Raw genomic sequence first — 15,032 nt, forward strand, 5'->3', positions numbered from 1 at the left:
ATAAGTATTCTAATTGTTTTGTAATAAAGCTGTCCGTGTCATGGTACACCAATGGAATAGTTTTAGATGTATTTTTTGACCATTAACGTCTCCTTTTACTGCACTTACCGATATTCATCTTGTGATTTTAAATCATTACCACATGGTTGGGGGGGTATACCAAACGCTTACCGTTTATTCGGTGCCATTTTTTTGTACAGCACTGAGAATGGATTGATTTATCTGGTGTTAATAGTGGCGTCGTTACCGGGGATGGACGCGATGAACTAATTGGGATGATGTAAATATTCGCCCAATTAATAAATGAACAATAGAAGGACTTTTAATCAGAGGGAATCATATGGCATCAGATGACACTGCGGCGGTATTGCTTTCTCGGCTGCGGGCTGCGGGGCTCGTGCTGTGGGAGAAAGATGGGGAGTTGCACTATCGGGCGCCCGAAGGTTCACTGACGCCAGCCGATTTAAAATCGTTACGAGCAGCCAAGTCCGTGTTGTTAACCCAGTTGTTGGCAGAACGGCATGAATTCATTCTGCTTGAAAATACCGCTGAGCGTTACCAGCCTTTTCCTCTGACAGATATGCAAGCAACTTATCTTTCAGGACGTGAAAATGTGTATGGCTACGGCGGCATTGGATGCCACATTTATCTGGAAGTCACCTATCCAGATCTCGTAGCGTCAAGAGCGGAAAACGTTTGGAATCAGCTGATTGCGCGGCATGATATGCTGCGGGTCGTGATGGAGCCAAGCGACAGCCAGCGAATTTTATCTAAGGTTCCCTTTTTTGCCATTCCCTGTGGTGATATGAGGAACCATACGGCAACGCAAGCACAAACCGGTTTGGATCGAATACGATCTGAACTCAGCCATAAAAAATACGATCCACAACAGTGGCCACTGTTTGAAATAAGAATCAGCAGAACGGCTGAATACAGCGTACTGCATCTGTCGATGGATTTATTAATGGCCGATTGGTCCAGCATTTGCCTCCTTTTAGCTGAATTTGAAGGGCAGTATGCCCAACCTGACAAGGTCTTAGTTCCGATAAATGTCACTTTCCGGGATTATTTACTAGCAGAGCGGAAGTTGCGCGGTAGCCCGAAGTATATTCGCGATCGGCAATATTGGTTGCAACGTTTGGCTGATTTCCCCTCCGCCCCTGAGTTACCGCGTGCCGATTATCTCCCTCAACCGGAGAGCGCCCGTTTCCGGCGGCGTTATCTGAGGCTTGATAATGAGGACTGGTTGGATTTAAAGCAGCATGCAACGGCACACGGGTTAACCCCGACCTCAATTGTATTAACCGCTTTCTGTGCGGTTATTGCGCGTTGGAGCCTGAATAAAAAATTTTGCCTGAGCTTAACGGTGCTCAATCGTTTGGCTACTTATCCGCAGATAGAACAGGTCGTTGGCGATTTTACATCCGTCAGCCTATTTCCCGTTGACTGGCAGTCAGATAATTCCTTTGTGCAACAGGCCAAAGCTATCAGCGCACAGCTTTTTACTCATCTGGATCATCGCCTGTTTTCAGGCGCTGAGGTATTGCGGGAGCTGGTTAGGCAGAAAGGGCGGGAGGCCGCGCTCATGCCGGTTGTATTCACCAGCGCAATTGGATTAAGGGATTATAACTCTTTGCTGAGTAGTGATGGTCGTTTGGATGGGCGCGGTATCACACAGGCGCCTCAGGTATTTATTAATTGCCAGGCGGCAGATGACGCACACGGATTACAGATTAACTGGGATATCCGCGAGGGAATATATCCTATGGGAATGACGGATGATATGTTTGACGTCTTCAGTGAGTTGTTGCTTGGGCTCGTTGATTCCGTTGGTCTCTGGCGACAAAAACATCCGCTACCGCTTCCTGCATGGCAGCGAAAAGAACGGCAAAAAGCCAATAGTACCATGATGAAAATTACCTCGAAGCTGTTGCATCAGGCCATATTTCAGCAGGCTGAACGAACGCCGGGCGCCGCAGCTGTTATCGACTCACAACAATCAGTTAGCTATGGCGAATTGACTGAACGAGCGAGGGCGGTGGCGAATCGTTTGCAACTGTTAGGATGTCGTAGCGGTGAATGCGTTGCGGTGGTGATGAATAAAGGCGCGGAACAGATTTCGGCGCTGTTAGGTATTTTTTCCGTAGGTGCTGTTTATGTCCCAATTGATGTTGGGCAACCGGAAGTGCGCCGTTTTTTCATCCTTAAAGATGCTGGATGCAGGCTGGTATTGACCACTTCAAAGATTACTATGCGTTGGCCTACAGAATTAAAACGGGTAGATATTGATCGTCTTAAATCTCAGTGTCATGACATCATAGTTCCGACTATAACGTCAGAATCGCCAGCTTATGTCATTTATACATCAGGTTCTTCGGGGCGACCCAAAGGCGTCACGGTATCTCATCGTTCGGCGCTCAACACCATATTGGATATTAACCGCAAGTTTAAAGTTTCCTCTCAAGACAGAGTGTTAGGCTTAGCTCATTTGGATTTTGATCTCTCGATTTATGATGCGCTAGGCCTGCTTTCTGTTGGGGGATCCTTGGTTTATCCGCCATCTCATTGTGCATCCGCATCCGATCCGGCTCATTGGGTTGAATTGATGCACAAACATGGCATTACGCTATGGAATACGGTTCCTGCAATGATCCAAATTCTGGAGACCTATTTAACCAGTATGCCGCCAATTCGTATGCCAGCCTGGCGTTTGGCGTTAGTTTCCGGCGATTGGGTGCGGCCTGGTTTACCTGACGCCCTGAAGGCTCGATTCCCACAGCTTCAATTGGTGGTATTGGGTGGGGCGACGGAAGCTGCGATTTGGTCAAACTATCATTGTTATCAAGGTGCTCAACCGGGGTGGCGTAGTATTCCTTACGGTTTTCCTTTGGCCAACCAGAGATTGCATGTTCTGGATGAGAACACGCATGATTGCCCGGTTTGGAGTAAAGGTGAGATTTATATCGGTGGTGACGGAGTAGCGATAGGTTATATAGGGGATGAATTCACAACATCCCAGCGCTTTATAACCCATAAGGAAACACATTCTCGGTTGTTTCGTAGCGGCGACTTTGGCCGCTATCTTCCGGGAGGCGAAATTGAATTTCTGGGGCGCGAAGACTGCCAAACCAAAATCAACGGACAGCGCATTGAACTGGGTGAAATTGAATCGGTACTGTGTCAGCACCCAGGCGTAGCGGCCGCAGGGGTGGCGATCAGCGAGTTTGAAGGTCATATTTCACTATTTGCCGCAGTAGAAACACGCCAATCCACTGTTCAGTCTGATCCGATACAGATAAACCTCAACCTTAAGCGACGAAATAGGTTGGAGTTCCGTTCTAAACATATCTCATATGAATACACTGCTTCTCAAGTTGTTGCTGCGTTAGCGTCATTGAACGAGGCTATGTTGGATTCAATGCTTTCGGCTTTATTACAGTTAGGGTTATTTGCGCTAAATGACAGGGAAAATACAGAACAATGGATAGGTGATAGTGCGATCTCACCCGATTTCTATTGGCTCATAGAACGATGGTTTGCGGTGCTATTAAGTGAAAAATGGTTACTAAAAGCTGCTGATGGTTCCGTCATGCTGACTAACCGAATAAACCAGAATGAGGGGCATCGTCGCTGGCGAGAAGCGGAATGTTTATGGAATAACGTTCTGGCCAGCTCGGAATTTCTTGGCTATCTGAAACGCTGTGCTGATAGCTTACCAGCGCTGTTGAAGGGGGCGCTGGATGCCAAAAAACTGTTGCTACCACAAGGAGATATGGCTGTCGTTCAGGCATTGTATTGCGAGAATATGATGGCGCAGTATCTCAATGATACGGTGAGTCATTTAATCGGAAATATTGCGTCAGATCGTTTATCTAATCGGCGTTTACGAATACTTGAGATCGGTGCAGGAAGTGGTTCAATGACTCAGGCAGTATTATCGATTCTTCGCAGCTATTCCGTTGATTATCGCTTCACCGACATATCCACCTTTTTCCTTTCGGAAGCACGCGCGAATTTCGGTAATTTTCCCGATATCTCATTCATCCCATTCGATATTGAACAGGATTACCGTAGTCAGGGGCTACAGCCAAATGGGTTTGATATTGTGCTAGTCGATGGCGTGCTGGGAAACATCAGTCATCAGGAGGAGGCCTTATGCCAATTGATTGAACTGGCAGCGCCGGGCGCTTGTTTAGTTCTGGTTGAATCCACGCAGGAATATCCGTGGATACTGGCTTCACAGGCTTTTATGATGAAGACTTCCGCGGATTTAACTCGTTCTAAGGCTGCTTATTTAAGCCGAAACGACTGGCTAACCCGGCTTGCTCACTACACCGATGGAGAAGTTATTTGCTTACCCGAATCGTCGCATCCGCTGTTTTCTTTGGGCCAGCATATTTTTGCCGTGCGGTTAAAAACTCAGCGTGCTTACCTTACAGTGACTCAGGTCAGGGCCTTTCTTCGGATGCGGCTTCCCGATTATATGATTCCGGAGCAGTGGCAAATAGTTGATAAACTGCCATTAACTGCCAACAGTAAACTGGATCGCAAACAATTACGTCAGTGGCAAATGGCTGCTTGGCAACATTATCAACGCCAGCCAACGACATCTGATAATGCGAATCTGTTAAATAACAAGCTGGCTGAAATGTGGAGAGATGCGCTAGGCGTGACGCAACTGACACAATCGCAGAATCTGTATGAAATGGGGGCCGATTCGCTGATTATGGCGCGGATGGCTAGACGAATGCGTGAACAGCTAAAAGGAGCGCCTTATGGTGTTGATGAGGTCCCTTTTGATGCATTGTTATATCTAATGCTAAATCAACCAACCATTGAAGCGCTGGCTGAATATATTTGGCATTATCCCAAAATGTCGGCGATGAATATTAGCCATCATCACCATGCTATGGGTGAAGAAAACGCTAAACCCTTTGGAAGTAACGGCATATTTTATCACTACGGAGGAGGTAAGACCGATGTTACCCGCATAGTCTTTCACGCGGGCTTAGGCTCAATGGATGGCTTCCAACCGTTATTGACTGAAATGGCTGAGCAATCTGTGGGAGCGGTGATCGGTATTAGCGTCGATGACGATAAGAAATATTGTGCACTAGATAGTGAAAGGTTGGTGGAACTGGTTGCAGATGATTATGCCACCTTCTTACTTGCGGCCGGATATCAACAATGCCAACTTTTGGGGTACTGTCTGGGAGGGCTTTATGCCGTTGAAGTTGCCAGACGTCTAAAAGATCGTGGCGTTAACATCCTAGACTTGGTATTAGTCAGCAGTCATCCGGTGCGCTTTGACGTCCACGATGAATTGATGATCGAAATGTTGTTTCTACCTAATCTGAGTATCTCAATAGAGCAGCTAGAATTAGGTGCCATAAATAGTAACCTATTGGTTCAGGGTTTTATGCAGGTTATTGAAGCTAATAATGGAATCATCCCCATAGATTCGCTAGGTGCTATAGGTAACGGTGGCGAATTGGATCAGGTCGGCGAACTGTTTAGAACGTTGAACACCAAAACTCAGCATCAACGATTTGAATGTTATGTTGCAGCTCAGGCACGTCACGTTGGGCAAGCTATGTCGGTCGAGAAGGCTATGGAGCTTTTCACCGTATTTCGCCAAAGTTTTCTCTCTGGGCGCTTCACGCCCACACCTTATTTGGGTGATATTCGTTTTTTGCTACCTCAGCAAGGTTATGATTTCGCGCCAGGAATTGATAGTCAGACATTAGCGTTTTGGCGTGAGATCTGTTTAGGAACAATGAAGGTAACTCATATTGAAGGAAATCACTTTAGCTGTATTGCGGCTGAAAATGTGGAGTCATTGGCCCGTTTAATTGCTTTACCATTTCAGAAGTAAACGAGGGGAATATCAGGGAAAGGGGAACGCAAGTGTAGGCATTAACCAGACCGAGTGGGTGAATAATAAGTAGGTGAATATATAACATATCGTATTCTTACGAGATTACTGATGGCTCAGAAGAGGGCAGTCGAGATGCTGGTTTTTATGTGTCAGCAATAACTGATTTATAGCTATTTGTTTGTTATTTATATCAAAAATACATCAAGAGAACATGCTCTTAAAATGCGAACCTATTTGAATTCACACTTGGATTTTAGTGAAGCTAATGAGCCAATAAACAATATGCGCTGATGTTTTCTTTGAGACGCTGAAAATTGCCATGTTTCATTTCTAGCGAATTTCGGGGAGCGATGATGAATTTTTACGTGTTTTATATTGGTCAAATGCCGGGGAATCGAATATAGAGGTCCACGATATTCAGCTTACGACGGCGCATAAAGCTCAGGATACCTGGCGGCCATTGCGCGAAGCAAGGCTTGGAGACAAGGATAAAATTTCATGTTGATGGCTACGGAACATTACAGTGGGTTGATGGTTACCGTATTCGTCTTTCCGACAGGTTTTCTAAAAGTGCTAAAAAGCTTTATTTCGTCAATGTAGGCGGATATCTTCCTGATAATCTAGCTGAATCAAATGATTTGTGTTTTTCTAGCGGACAGCGTGGCTGAGACTACAGAAAAGGCCATTGGTAAACTACGGGTTAATTCTCAGCAGCAATATAAAGTTAATCTCAAAAATGTTGATGATGGTTTGCTTCTGGATGGCGTGAACGGTTATTACATCCATCTGGAAGCATTGATTCATGGATCTGTTTTTCGGCCTGAACGGCACGGTTACAAGCTTATCGGGGAATAAACCGCTTACTCCAGGGATATCACCGGTGAATGAGGCTGTTATGCTCATAACCCACTATTCAGTGGGACAATAGCAACCTTGTTGGCGAACTGAATAAATAGTTTTTACTTGATGTACTGAAACAAAAAAATCCACGCAACCACGTGGATTTTATGATGTTTTCCATTTTTCATGCGATTCACAGAGATCGCATGAGACAACAGAAACGAATTAGACGTTAAACAAGAAGTTCATGACATCGCCATCTTTAACGATATAGTCCTTACCTTCTGAACGCATTTTGCCTGCTTCTTTCGCGCCTTGCTCACCTTTGTAGGTGATGAAATCTTCGAAAGCGATAGTCTGAGCGCGGATAAAGCCTTTCTCGAAATCGGTATGGATTTTGCCTGCGGCCTGCGGAGCAGTTGCACCGACTGGGATGGTCCATGCACGTACTTCTTTTACACCTGCGGTGAAGTAAGTTTGCAGGTTCAATAGTTCGTAACCGGCACGGATAACGCGGTTCAGACCGGGTTCTTCGATACCTAATTCGGCCATAAATTCAGCGCGATCTTCGTCTTCCATCTCGGCAATATCAGATTCAACGGCCGCACATACGGCAACCACGACGGAACCTTCAGCCGCGGCAATTGCGCGCACTTGATCCAGATACGGGTTATTTTCGAAGCCATCTTCATTAACGTTGGCGATATACATCGTTGGTTTCAATGTCAGGAAGCTTAAGTAGCGGATTGCTGCTTTGTCTTCAGCTGTCAGAGTCTTCAATGCACGCAACATCCCGGCATTTTCGAGGTGTGGCAGACATTTTTCCAATGCTTCCAGCTCAGCTTTAGCGTCTTTATCGCCGCCTTTAGCTTTTTTCTGTACACGATGAATGGCGCGCTCACAGGTGTCTAAATCGGACAGCGCCAGTTCGGTATTGATGGTCTCAATATCGTCAGCCGGATCAACTTTACCTGCAACGTGGATGATGTTGTCGTTTTCGAAACAACGAACTACGTGGCCAATCGCCTCAGTCTCGCGAATGTTGGTCAGGAACTGGTTGCCCAGGCCTTCGCCTTTGGATGCGCCCTTTACCAGTCCGGCAATATCGACGAATTCCATAGTGGTTGGCAGAATACGCTGCGGTTTAACAATTTCAGCTAATTGGTCCAGACGCGGGTCCGGCATGGGCACCACACCCGTGTTAGGTTCAATGGTACAGAACGGGAAGTTCGCTGCTTCAATACCCGCTTGTGTCAACGCGTTGAACAGGGTGGATTTACCAACGTTTGGCAGACCAACGATACCGCATTTGAATCCCATGTTTATATCACCTTAAATAACTTAAAAATCAGCTGGTTAGGTTTAACCCGCCGATGTAATCAAAATTTATGCCGTCATTATACACATAATGACGATTTATCTCGATCCTACTGTTTGACGCAGTGATTTTAACTGCGGTTTAGCCTTTGTATTTTGCGGGTATATCTTTAGCTGAGATGCAGATAGTCAGCCATAATTTGTTGTTCTTGCATATAATCTTAGTTTGTTAAATTTATCGCTTTCGGTCTGAGTGAGAGATCGACAAGGTAATGCCGTATAAAAACCTACAGCATTACCGGTTTGCTGCCGATAACCAGTGATTAAACCTGATGCCAACTTTGGCGTATTACTGTTCTGATAGGGTATTAAATATGGTGATGAGCGGCTTTAAATGGTTGTTGGTGATCTTATTTGGCACTTTGCTGGGCGTCACGATCACGCATTATTTAACCAGAGTGGATACTGAGCGGCCTTTGACCTGGTTAGAGCAAATCGATAATTATGGAAAATTAGTCGAGCGTCGCTCCGATAACAGCATTAAATATATCGGCGTGAAGAAGGTGATGACTTCGCCAGAAATGGACAGCTATTTAATGCGTTTTAGCGCATTAACCGATCGCTATGAAACTAACGGTAATAAAGTCGCTAACCAGAAAAAATCGGATGAGTGGGATAAGTTTTTCTGTACTGACGGATTAAAGAATATTGTTGGTCAATATAATAATCGTCGGGTTAAAGTGATGGTGCCAGGTGTGGTTTACAGCAAGACCGGAGCCCGTGGCAGCGCGACGGCCTGCTATATTAATTAATTATTTGTTTAACATGTTTCTGAGTGAGAGTTTTCTTAGTTTTTTGTGCAGTACGATATAATTTTCGCAGCATTGAATGATTTCTTCATATTTTTCTTCATTGATCGTGTTTTCTGCTGAAATGGCCTTTCGGCTGGACATTCGACATTTATAACACGCGGATTTTAACTTATCTTTAAGCTCATTAAATTCGGCGCTGGTTTTATATTCCCCCCAAAAGTCGAGGGAAATACAGGCCAGCCGTATGGCTTTATTAAATTCACCCACTTTCTTCGATTGAAAATCAACGTTCTTTATGCTGCGATTCTCGCAAATTCTTTTTAAGGCACGGATACTTCTTACTGTATCGTAAGTCAGTTTCAAAAACTGCTCGACCAATAAAGCAGTTTGCTCCGTCTTTTTATTATCAAACCATTTTATCGCGACTAGGGCCGCAGTGATTGCCATAATGGCACTGGAAATCGCAATGACGATATCTGAAATTGAACCCCATTCCATAGTCTCAATCCTAATAAATTAAAGTGTATTGGCGTTATTTATAATATTTATCCTTGCCCTCGGTGCTTAATATGAGGGCAAGGGAAATATTATGCGTTGGCTTTAAAAGAATGCAGGCGATTCATAGCCTTGGTCACGTCTTCTTTTAATAAAACCTCGGTACAACGAATAGCTTCATCGATGGCATCATCAATTAACGTTTGTTCGCTCGCCGGCGGTTTACCTAATACAAATCCGGTGACTTTACTTTTATCTCCCGGATGGCCAATACCGATACGCAAGCGGTAAAAATTGGGATTATTACCCAATTTGCTTTGGATATCTTTTAGACCGTTATGGCCACCGTTACCGCCACCCAGCTTTAATTTAGCCACGCCGGGCGGAATATCCAGTTCATCGTGCGCCACTAAAATTTCTTCCGGCAAAATACGATAGAAGCTGGCCATGGCAGAAACCGCTTTGCCGCTGAGATTCATAAAGGTGGAGGGAACCAGTAATCGAACATCCTGACCGGCCAAGTTTAAACGGGCAGTGTAGCCGTAGAATTTACTCTCTTCTTTCAGAGATTGATTATTACGCTCAGCCAGTAAATCTACGTACCAGGCACCGGCGTTATGGCGGGTTTGGGCATATTCAGCGCCTGGATTTGCCAGGCCAACGATCAATTTAATGCTGCTCACGTCGTTATTCGCTATTACTTAGAGATTAAAGAACCCTAGTTTACCCGTCGCCGCGTAGAATCACAAAAATAAGGGGGAGAATAAAGGTAAAACCCGCGGATAAGGTAAATACTAAGCATGGCTAATTATTCAACAATTAGGTCAAATAATCGCTCAATGTAAAGATTTATAGAAATATCTTTGCCAGATGTGATCGTCTCCGCAATACCCTTATGCTTTCCCTGACTATACTTAGTCATTAAGTACAGGTGAACAATTCACTAGGAAGAATTGTTTAAAGGAAGTGAATGCAGGAGGTGGCATATGAAACGCAAAACCGCAACAACGTTAGGTAACGTGCTGATGGGGCTGGGTCTAGTCACTATGGTTGTTGGGGTGGGTTACTCTATCCTGACCGAAGTTTCTCAACTTGGTTTACCACAGTTCTTCTCCCACGGTGCGGTCATGAGCATTTTTGTAGGTGCCTTGCTCTGGCTGGTCGGTGCGAGAATTGGCGGCCGGGAAGAGGTGGCGGATCGCTATTGGTGGGTCAAGCATTTCGATAAACGCTGCCGCCGTAATGAGCGACACTCATAATAATGACGTACTTATCGTCAGTGAAGTGTTAGGCCTGAAAATGTTACCGGAAATGCAGCTGAATAATTCAGACTGAGGGAAGGGAATTAAATGACTGCTCAAGAGTAGAAAGCCCGTTGTTGCTTGCGCTTCAACGGGTTTTTCTTTTTCTGCGTTTAACCGCAAATCACTGTCAGTGCGGCGATAAGTCAGAAACAACCTATGCCCGACTTGCAGCGCCTAAGCGCTGCAGAGAGTGATTAATGCTCAAACATTGCAGAGATGGACTCTTCGTTGCTGATTCGGCGGATGGCTTCAGCCAGCATACCGGACAGAGTCAGAGTACGAACGTTTTTCAACGCTTTGATTTCCGCAGACAGCGGAATGGTATCGCAAACAATCACTTCATCAATTACTGAATTTCTGATGTTTTCCACCGCGTTACCAGAGAAGATCGGGTGTGTCGCGTAAGCAAATACGCGTTTGGCACCACGTTCTTTCAAGGCTTCAGCAGCTTTACACAGAGTGCCACCGGTATCGATCATATCGTCAACCAGCACACAGTCACGGCCAGCAACGTCACCGATGATATGCATCACCTGGGAAACGTTAGCACGCGGACGGCGTTTGTCGATAATAGCCATATCGGTGTCGTTCAGCAGTTTAGCAATAGCCCGTGCACGAACTACACCGCCGATATCTGGTGAAACAACGATTGGGTTTTCCAGATTCTGCTGCAGCATATCTTCCAGCAGGATTGGGCTACCAAATACGTTATCAACCGGCACATCAAAGAAGCCTTGGATCTGTTCAGCATGCAGGTCCACTGTCAATACACGGTCAACCCCAACACTTGAGAGGAAATCGGCAACAACTTTGGCAGTGATAGGCACACGAGCAGAACGCACACGGCGATCCTGACGAGCGTAACCGAAGTAAGGGATAACGGCAGTAATACGTCCTGCGGAGGCGCGACGCAGGGCATCAACCATGACAACCAATTCCATCAGGTTATCGTTCGTGGGTGCGCAGGTGGACTGGATGATGAAAATATCACCACCGCGTACATTTTCGTTGATTTGCACGCTCACTTCGCCGTCGCTAAAACGACCTACAGCGGCGTCACCAAGACTGGTGTACAAACGGTTGGCAATACGTTGTGCTAGTTCCGGGGTGGCGTTACCAGCAAAAAGCTTCATATCAGGCACGAGAAGAACCTCAGGCTTGCGTCCAGAGAAGATATTGTCAGCCAGTAGTTAGGGGGGATTCATCCTACTGATTGCAATATACATACGGGTATTTAAAACCAAAACATTGTTAACCTAAAAGAGCGTTATGAGCCGGCTTTTAATTCAGTTAAGAAGGCAACGTGTTGGCTACGCAGGATAACCCCTAATGCTACGGAAAAACCTGAATTGCCACGCAAATCGCTGCTTATTTCTCAACTTTTCCAGAGCGTACAAGATGCAGTGGTGAGACGTTAACGCCACGAGCCACAAAACCCTGTAACCACTCCGGGGCAATACTTAACACCTGACGGGCCGATGACTCGGTATCAAATTCAGCAAATACACAAGCGCCGGTCCCGGTTAGGCGCGACGGGGCGTATTGTAACAGCCATGAAAGAACCTGTTCAACCTCGCGAAAACGTTTTCTTGCGATCGGTTCGCAATCATTTGCGTAAGGAGCGGCTAAAAGTGCCGCCAAGGGGCGAACTGGCGTGTTTCTGGTTAAATCCGGATCGGAAAAAATAATTGGCGTTGGGATGCTAACGCCGGGGTGTGCGACCAAATACCAGCGCTCAATGGGCTGCGCGGGCTGCAATTTTTCGCCAATTCCTTCGGCGAAGGCGGCATGACCGCGCACAAATACCGGCACGTCGGCACCCAGTTGCAGGCCGAGATCGGCTAATTCTCCATCACTCAATCCGCATTGCCACAGGTGATTTAAGGCGACTAATACCGTCGCCGCGTTGGAGGAACCTCCGCCTAAACCGCCTCCCATTGGCAGGCATTTTTCGATTGAAATATCCGCTCCGTGGGGGGTGCCAGAACCTGCTGTATGTTGCTGCAATAAACGTGCTGCTCGCACGATCAGATTGTGTTCGTTTTCCACCCCTTCTAGCGGCGTAAGTAAACAAATCTGGTTATCATTTCTCGGTATGATAGTGAGGCTGTCACCGTAATCGAGAAACTGGAATAGGGTCTGTAATTCATGGTAACCATCGGCGCGTTGGCCGGTGATATAAAGGAATAAATTCAGTTTTGCCGGAGAAGGCCAGGTGTGGATCATTTGACAGTCCAGTTATCCATTTTCAGTTTGATGCGTTGCTGATCCTGCTTCAGCTCCAGACGACTCGGTAAAACCGGGGTCACCTTGGTGTTATATTCTTGATAATCCACGGTCCACACCTGATTTCCCTGCTTATAGGCCAGTTGCTTCAGGCGATATTTATCGTCGAGGGTAAAATTGTTGGTTTCGCCGGGCAGGCCGAGAATCCATTGGCGCAGGCTATTGATAGGAATGTCCATGCCGGTGAGTTTGGCGATCATTTCTTCTGGGTTATCGCTAACGTAGCGTTTGCCCTGATTATCCGTCAGTTGAGTAACGCCCGGCTGCACGACCAGCTCCATCTCGGTGCTGCCCAGCGGATTGGTGAGCAGCAGACGGTAACGATCCGCAGAATACTGTTGCCAGAAGAAGCGGGCATAAACTTTCTGTTTATCTGAAATATAAGCGAAAGAGCCGCGGGTCTGGAACTGGCTGAGTTGCTGCAATTGTTGCTCATGCTGTTGCCACTGCGGCGAGGTGGGGCTCGTCGCCGGGCCAGTCGACGTGGTGGTAGAACAGGCGGCTAGCATCAGGCTGGCTAATGGAAGCAGGCGATAAAAAGTGACCTTGCGCATGGGCATATCAATATCAATCCTTTAAAAGCGTGGTTTTCACCAGCGAGGCATTTGGGTGCTGCAAAGTTGCAGCCAAGGTGCTCACGCTAACGGTGGTAAGGCGGAGCGTCAATATCTTGTTTATCCAGTGAGCGATTTACCCACGATATCCGTGATATTAGGACGGATAATGCGGTGTGACTTTAATTGATCTCGCGCATCAAGTAGAATGCGACTCAGACGAGAATCCATACTAAGACAAGTATTACTCTAAGCCGTTCTCATGACCCTGCTCGCATTAGGCATTAATCACAAAACTGCTCCTGTCTCGTTACGTGAACGGGTGACATTTTCACCTGACTCGATCGACCGGGCGCTTAATAGCTTGCTCCAGCAACCGCTGGTGCAGGGCGGTGTGGTGTTGTCTACGTGCAACCGCACCGAATTATACCTCAGTGTAGAACAGCAAGAAAATCTGCATGAGCAATTGGTTGACTGGCTGTGTAATTACCACCGCCTCAGCCGCGATGAGGTCATAAAAAGCCTGTACTGGCATCATGATAATGAGGCCGTCAGCCACTTAATGCGGGTAGCCAGCGGTCTGGATTCGCTGGTGTTAGGCGAGCCGCAGATTCTCGGGCAGGTTAAGAAGGCGTTTGCTGAATCCCAGCGGGGTCAATCCCTTTCCGGTGAATTGGAGCGTTTATTCCAAAAGACCTTCTCCGTAGCCAAGCGGGTGCGTACTGAAACCGATATCGGTGCCAGTGCGGTGTCGGTGGCTTTTGCCGCCTGTACGCTGGCGCGGCAGATTTTCGAATCCCTTTCTGAACTGAATGTGTTGCTGGTGGGCGCAGGTGAAACCATCGAATTGGTGGCGCGTCATCTGCGTGAACATCAGGTTAAACATATGATTATCGCTAACCGCACCCGTGAGCGGGCGCAGTCTCTGGCGGACGAAGTTAACGCCGAGGTGATTACCTTGCCGGAAATCGATGCCCGCCTAGCCGACGCCGATATCATTATCAGTTCAACGGCCAGCCCGTTACCGATCATCGGTAAAGGTATGGTCGAGCGTGCGCTAAAAGCGCGCCGTAATCAGCCGATGCTGTTTGTCGATATTGCCGTACCGCGGGACATCGAGCCCGAAGTCGGCAAATTGGCTAACGCCTATCTGTATAGCGTGGATGATTTACAGGCAATTATTCAGCACAATCTGGCACAGCGTAAGGCCGCGGCGGTGCAGGCTGAATCTATAGTACAGCAGGAAAGCATGAATTTTATGGCTTGGCTGCGTTCGCAGGGGGCGGTAGAAACCATTCGGGATTACCGTTCTCAGGCTGAACAGATTCGCAGTGAGATGACCGCCAAAGCGCTGGCGGCCATTGAGCAGGGTGCGAATGTGGATCAAGTGATCAATGAACTGGCCCACAAGCTGACCAACCGCCTGATTCATGCTCCAACCAAATCCCTCCAGCAAGCGGCCAGCGATGGCGATATGGAGCGGTTACAATTATTACGCGACAGCCTTGGGCTGGATCAGCATTAGTTTCCTCAATTAACAGGATTT

The 15,032-nt window shown here is 46.9% G+C and carries 12 protein-coding genes; 6 read left to right on the forward strand and 6 right to left on the reverse strand.

Annotated features, from left to right (window positions below; genetic code table 11):
- The first annotated feature begins 340 nt into the window (after nucleotides 1-340).
- The 3 genes from AD970_RS07275 (at nucleotide 341) to AD970_RS20090 (ending at nucleotide 6,733) form a co-directional block, all read left to right on the forward strand.
- Nucleotides 341-5,875: a non-ribosomal peptide synthetase gene (locus AD970_RS07275; protein WP_049597640.1), complete on the forward strand. Its 5,535-nt coding sequence runs from the start codon at nucleotides 341-343 to the stop codon at nucleotides 5,873-5,875.
- Between the two features lie 418 nt (nucleotides 5,876-6,293).
- Nucleotides 6,294-6,383 carry a hypothetical protein gene (locus tag AD970_RS20085; protein WP_235786919.1) on the forward strand — a complete coding sequence of 30 codons (90 nt, stop codon included), beginning with the start codon at nucleotides 6,294-6,296 and terminating at the stop codon, nucleotides 6,381-6,383.
- A gap of 155 nt (nucleotides 6,384-6,538) precedes the next feature.
- Complete coding sequence (locus AD970_RS20090; RefSeq protein ID WP_235786916.1) at nucleotides 6,539-6,733, forward strand: hypothetical protein; 195 nt, start codon at nucleotides 6,539-6,541, stop codon at nucleotides 6,731-6,733.
- Between the two features lie 210 nt (nucleotides 6,734-6,943).
- Here AD970_RS20090 and ychF read toward each other — a convergent pair whose 3' ends face one another.
- On the reverse strand, nucleotides 6,944-8,038 hold the full coding sequence (ychF, locus tag AD970_RS07285) for a redox-regulated ATPase YchF (protein WP_049597641.1): 1,095 nt from the start codon (nucleotides 8,036-8,038) through the stop codon (nucleotides 6,944-6,946).
- A 329-nt stretch (nucleotides 8,039-8,367) separates the two neighbouring features.
- Here ychF and AD970_RS07290 point away from each other — a divergent pair, with 329 nt between their 5' ends.
- Nucleotides 8,368-8,847, forward strand: coding sequence for a hypothetical protein (locus AD970_RS07290; RefSeq protein ID WP_157045475.1), 480 nt, complete (start codon nucleotides 8,368-8,370; stop codon nucleotides 8,845-8,847).
- Here the strand turns inward: AD970_RS07290 and AD970_RS07295 are convergent, their stop codons facing one another.
- Together AD970_RS07295 and pth are read right to left on the reverse strand one after the other, a co-directional pair.
- Nucleotides 8,848-9,345, reverse strand: coding sequence for a hypothetical protein (locus tag AD970_RS07295; protein ID WP_049597643.1), 498 nt, complete (start codon nucleotides 9,343-9,345; stop codon nucleotides 8,848-8,850).
- A gap of 89 nt (nucleotides 9,346-9,434) precedes the next feature.
- Nucleotides 9,435-10,025 (reverse strand): aminoacyl-tRNA hydrolase, encoded by a 591-nt coding sequence (gene pth, locus AD970_RS07300; RefSeq protein WP_049597644.1) that lies wholly within the window; start codon nucleotides 10,023-10,025, stop codon nucleotides 9,435-9,437.
- Between the two features lie 303 nt (nucleotides 10,026-10,328).
- On the opposite strand from pth, the gene ychH reads away from it, so the two are divergent.
- Nucleotides 10,329-10,601: a stress-induced protein YchH gene (ychH, locus tag AD970_RS07305; protein WP_049597645.1), complete on the forward strand. Its 273-nt coding sequence runs from the start codon at nucleotides 10,329-10,331 to the stop codon at nucleotides 10,599-10,601.
- A 239-nt stretch (nucleotides 10,602-10,840) separates the two neighbouring features.
- Here ychH and prs read toward each other — a convergent pair whose 3' ends face one another.
- The 3 genes from prs to lolB all read right to left on the reverse strand — a co-directional run bounded on the left by prs (nucleotide 10,841) and on the right by lolB (nucleotide 13,492).
- Nucleotides 10,841-11,788, reverse strand: a complete 948-nt coding sequence (gene prs / locus AD970_RS07310) for a ribose-phosphate diphosphokinase (protein WP_012006410.1) — start codon at nucleotides 11,786-11,788, stop codon at nucleotides 10,841-10,843.
- Between the two features lie 226 nt (nucleotides 11,789-12,014).
- Nucleotides 12,015-12,872 (reverse strand): 4-(cytidine 5'-diphospho)-2-C-methyl-D-erythritol kinase, encoded by an 858-nt coding sequence (ispE, locus tag AD970_RS07315; RefSeq protein WP_049597646.1) that lies wholly within the window; start codon nucleotides 12,870-12,872, stop codon nucleotides 12,015-12,017.
- Entirely contained in the window at nucleotides 12,869-13,492 is a 624-nt protein-coding gene (gene lolB / locus AD970_RS07320; protein WP_049597647.1) for a lipoprotein insertase outer membrane protein LolB, read from the reverse strand. Before lolB ends, ispE begins: the two co-directional genes overlap by 4 nt.
- Nucleotides 13,493-13,748: 256 nt before the next feature.
- Here lolB and hemA point away from each other — a divergent pair, with 256 nt between their 5' ends.
- Nucleotides 13,749-15,011 (forward strand): glutamyl-tRNA reductase, encoded by a 1,263-nt coding sequence (gene hemA, locus AD970_RS07325; protein ID WP_049597648.1) that lies wholly within the window; start codon nucleotides 13,749-13,751, stop codon nucleotides 15,009-15,011.
- Nucleotides 15,012-15,032 lie beyond the last annotated feature (21 nt).

The sequence above is a fragment of the Yersinia nurmii genome (assembly GCF_001112925.1).
In the GTDB taxonomy this organism is placed as follows: Bacteria; Pseudomonadota; Gammaproteobacteria; order Enterobacterales; family Enterobacteriaceae; genus Yersinia; species Yersinia nurmii.

Bases quoted from the DNA above. Each gene is read 5' to 3' on its own strand.
- AD970_RS07275 (WP_049597640.1), top strand. From the start codon at position 341: ATGGCATCAGATGACACTGCGGCGGTATTGCTTTCTCGGCTGCGGGCT.
- ychF (WP_049597641.1), bottom strand. From the start codon at position 8,038: ATGGGATTCAAATGCGGTATCGTTGGTCTGCCAAACGTTGGTAAATCC.
- AD970_RS07290 (WP_157045475.1), top strand. From the start codon at position 8,368: ATGCCAACTTTGGCGTATTACTGTTCTGATAGGGTATTAAATATGGTG.
- AD970_RS07295 (WP_049597643.1), bottom strand. From the start codon at position 9,345: ATGGAATGGGGTTCAATTTCAGATATCGTCATTGCGATTTCCAGTGCC.
- ychH (WP_049597645.1), top strand. From the start codon at position 10,329: ATGAAACGCAAAACCGCAACAACGTTAGGTAACGTGCTGATGGGGCTG.
- ispE (WP_049597646.1), bottom strand. From the start codon at position 12,872: ATGATCCACACCTGGCCTTCTCCGGCAAAACTGAATTTATTCCTTTAT.
- lolB (WP_049597647.1), bottom strand. From the start codon at position 13,492: ATGCCCATGCGCAAGGTCACTTTTTATCGCCTGCTTCCATTAGCCAGC.
- hemA (WP_049597648.1), top strand. From the start codon at position 13,749: ATGACCCTGCTCGCATTAGGCATTAATCACAAAACTGCTCCTGTCTCG.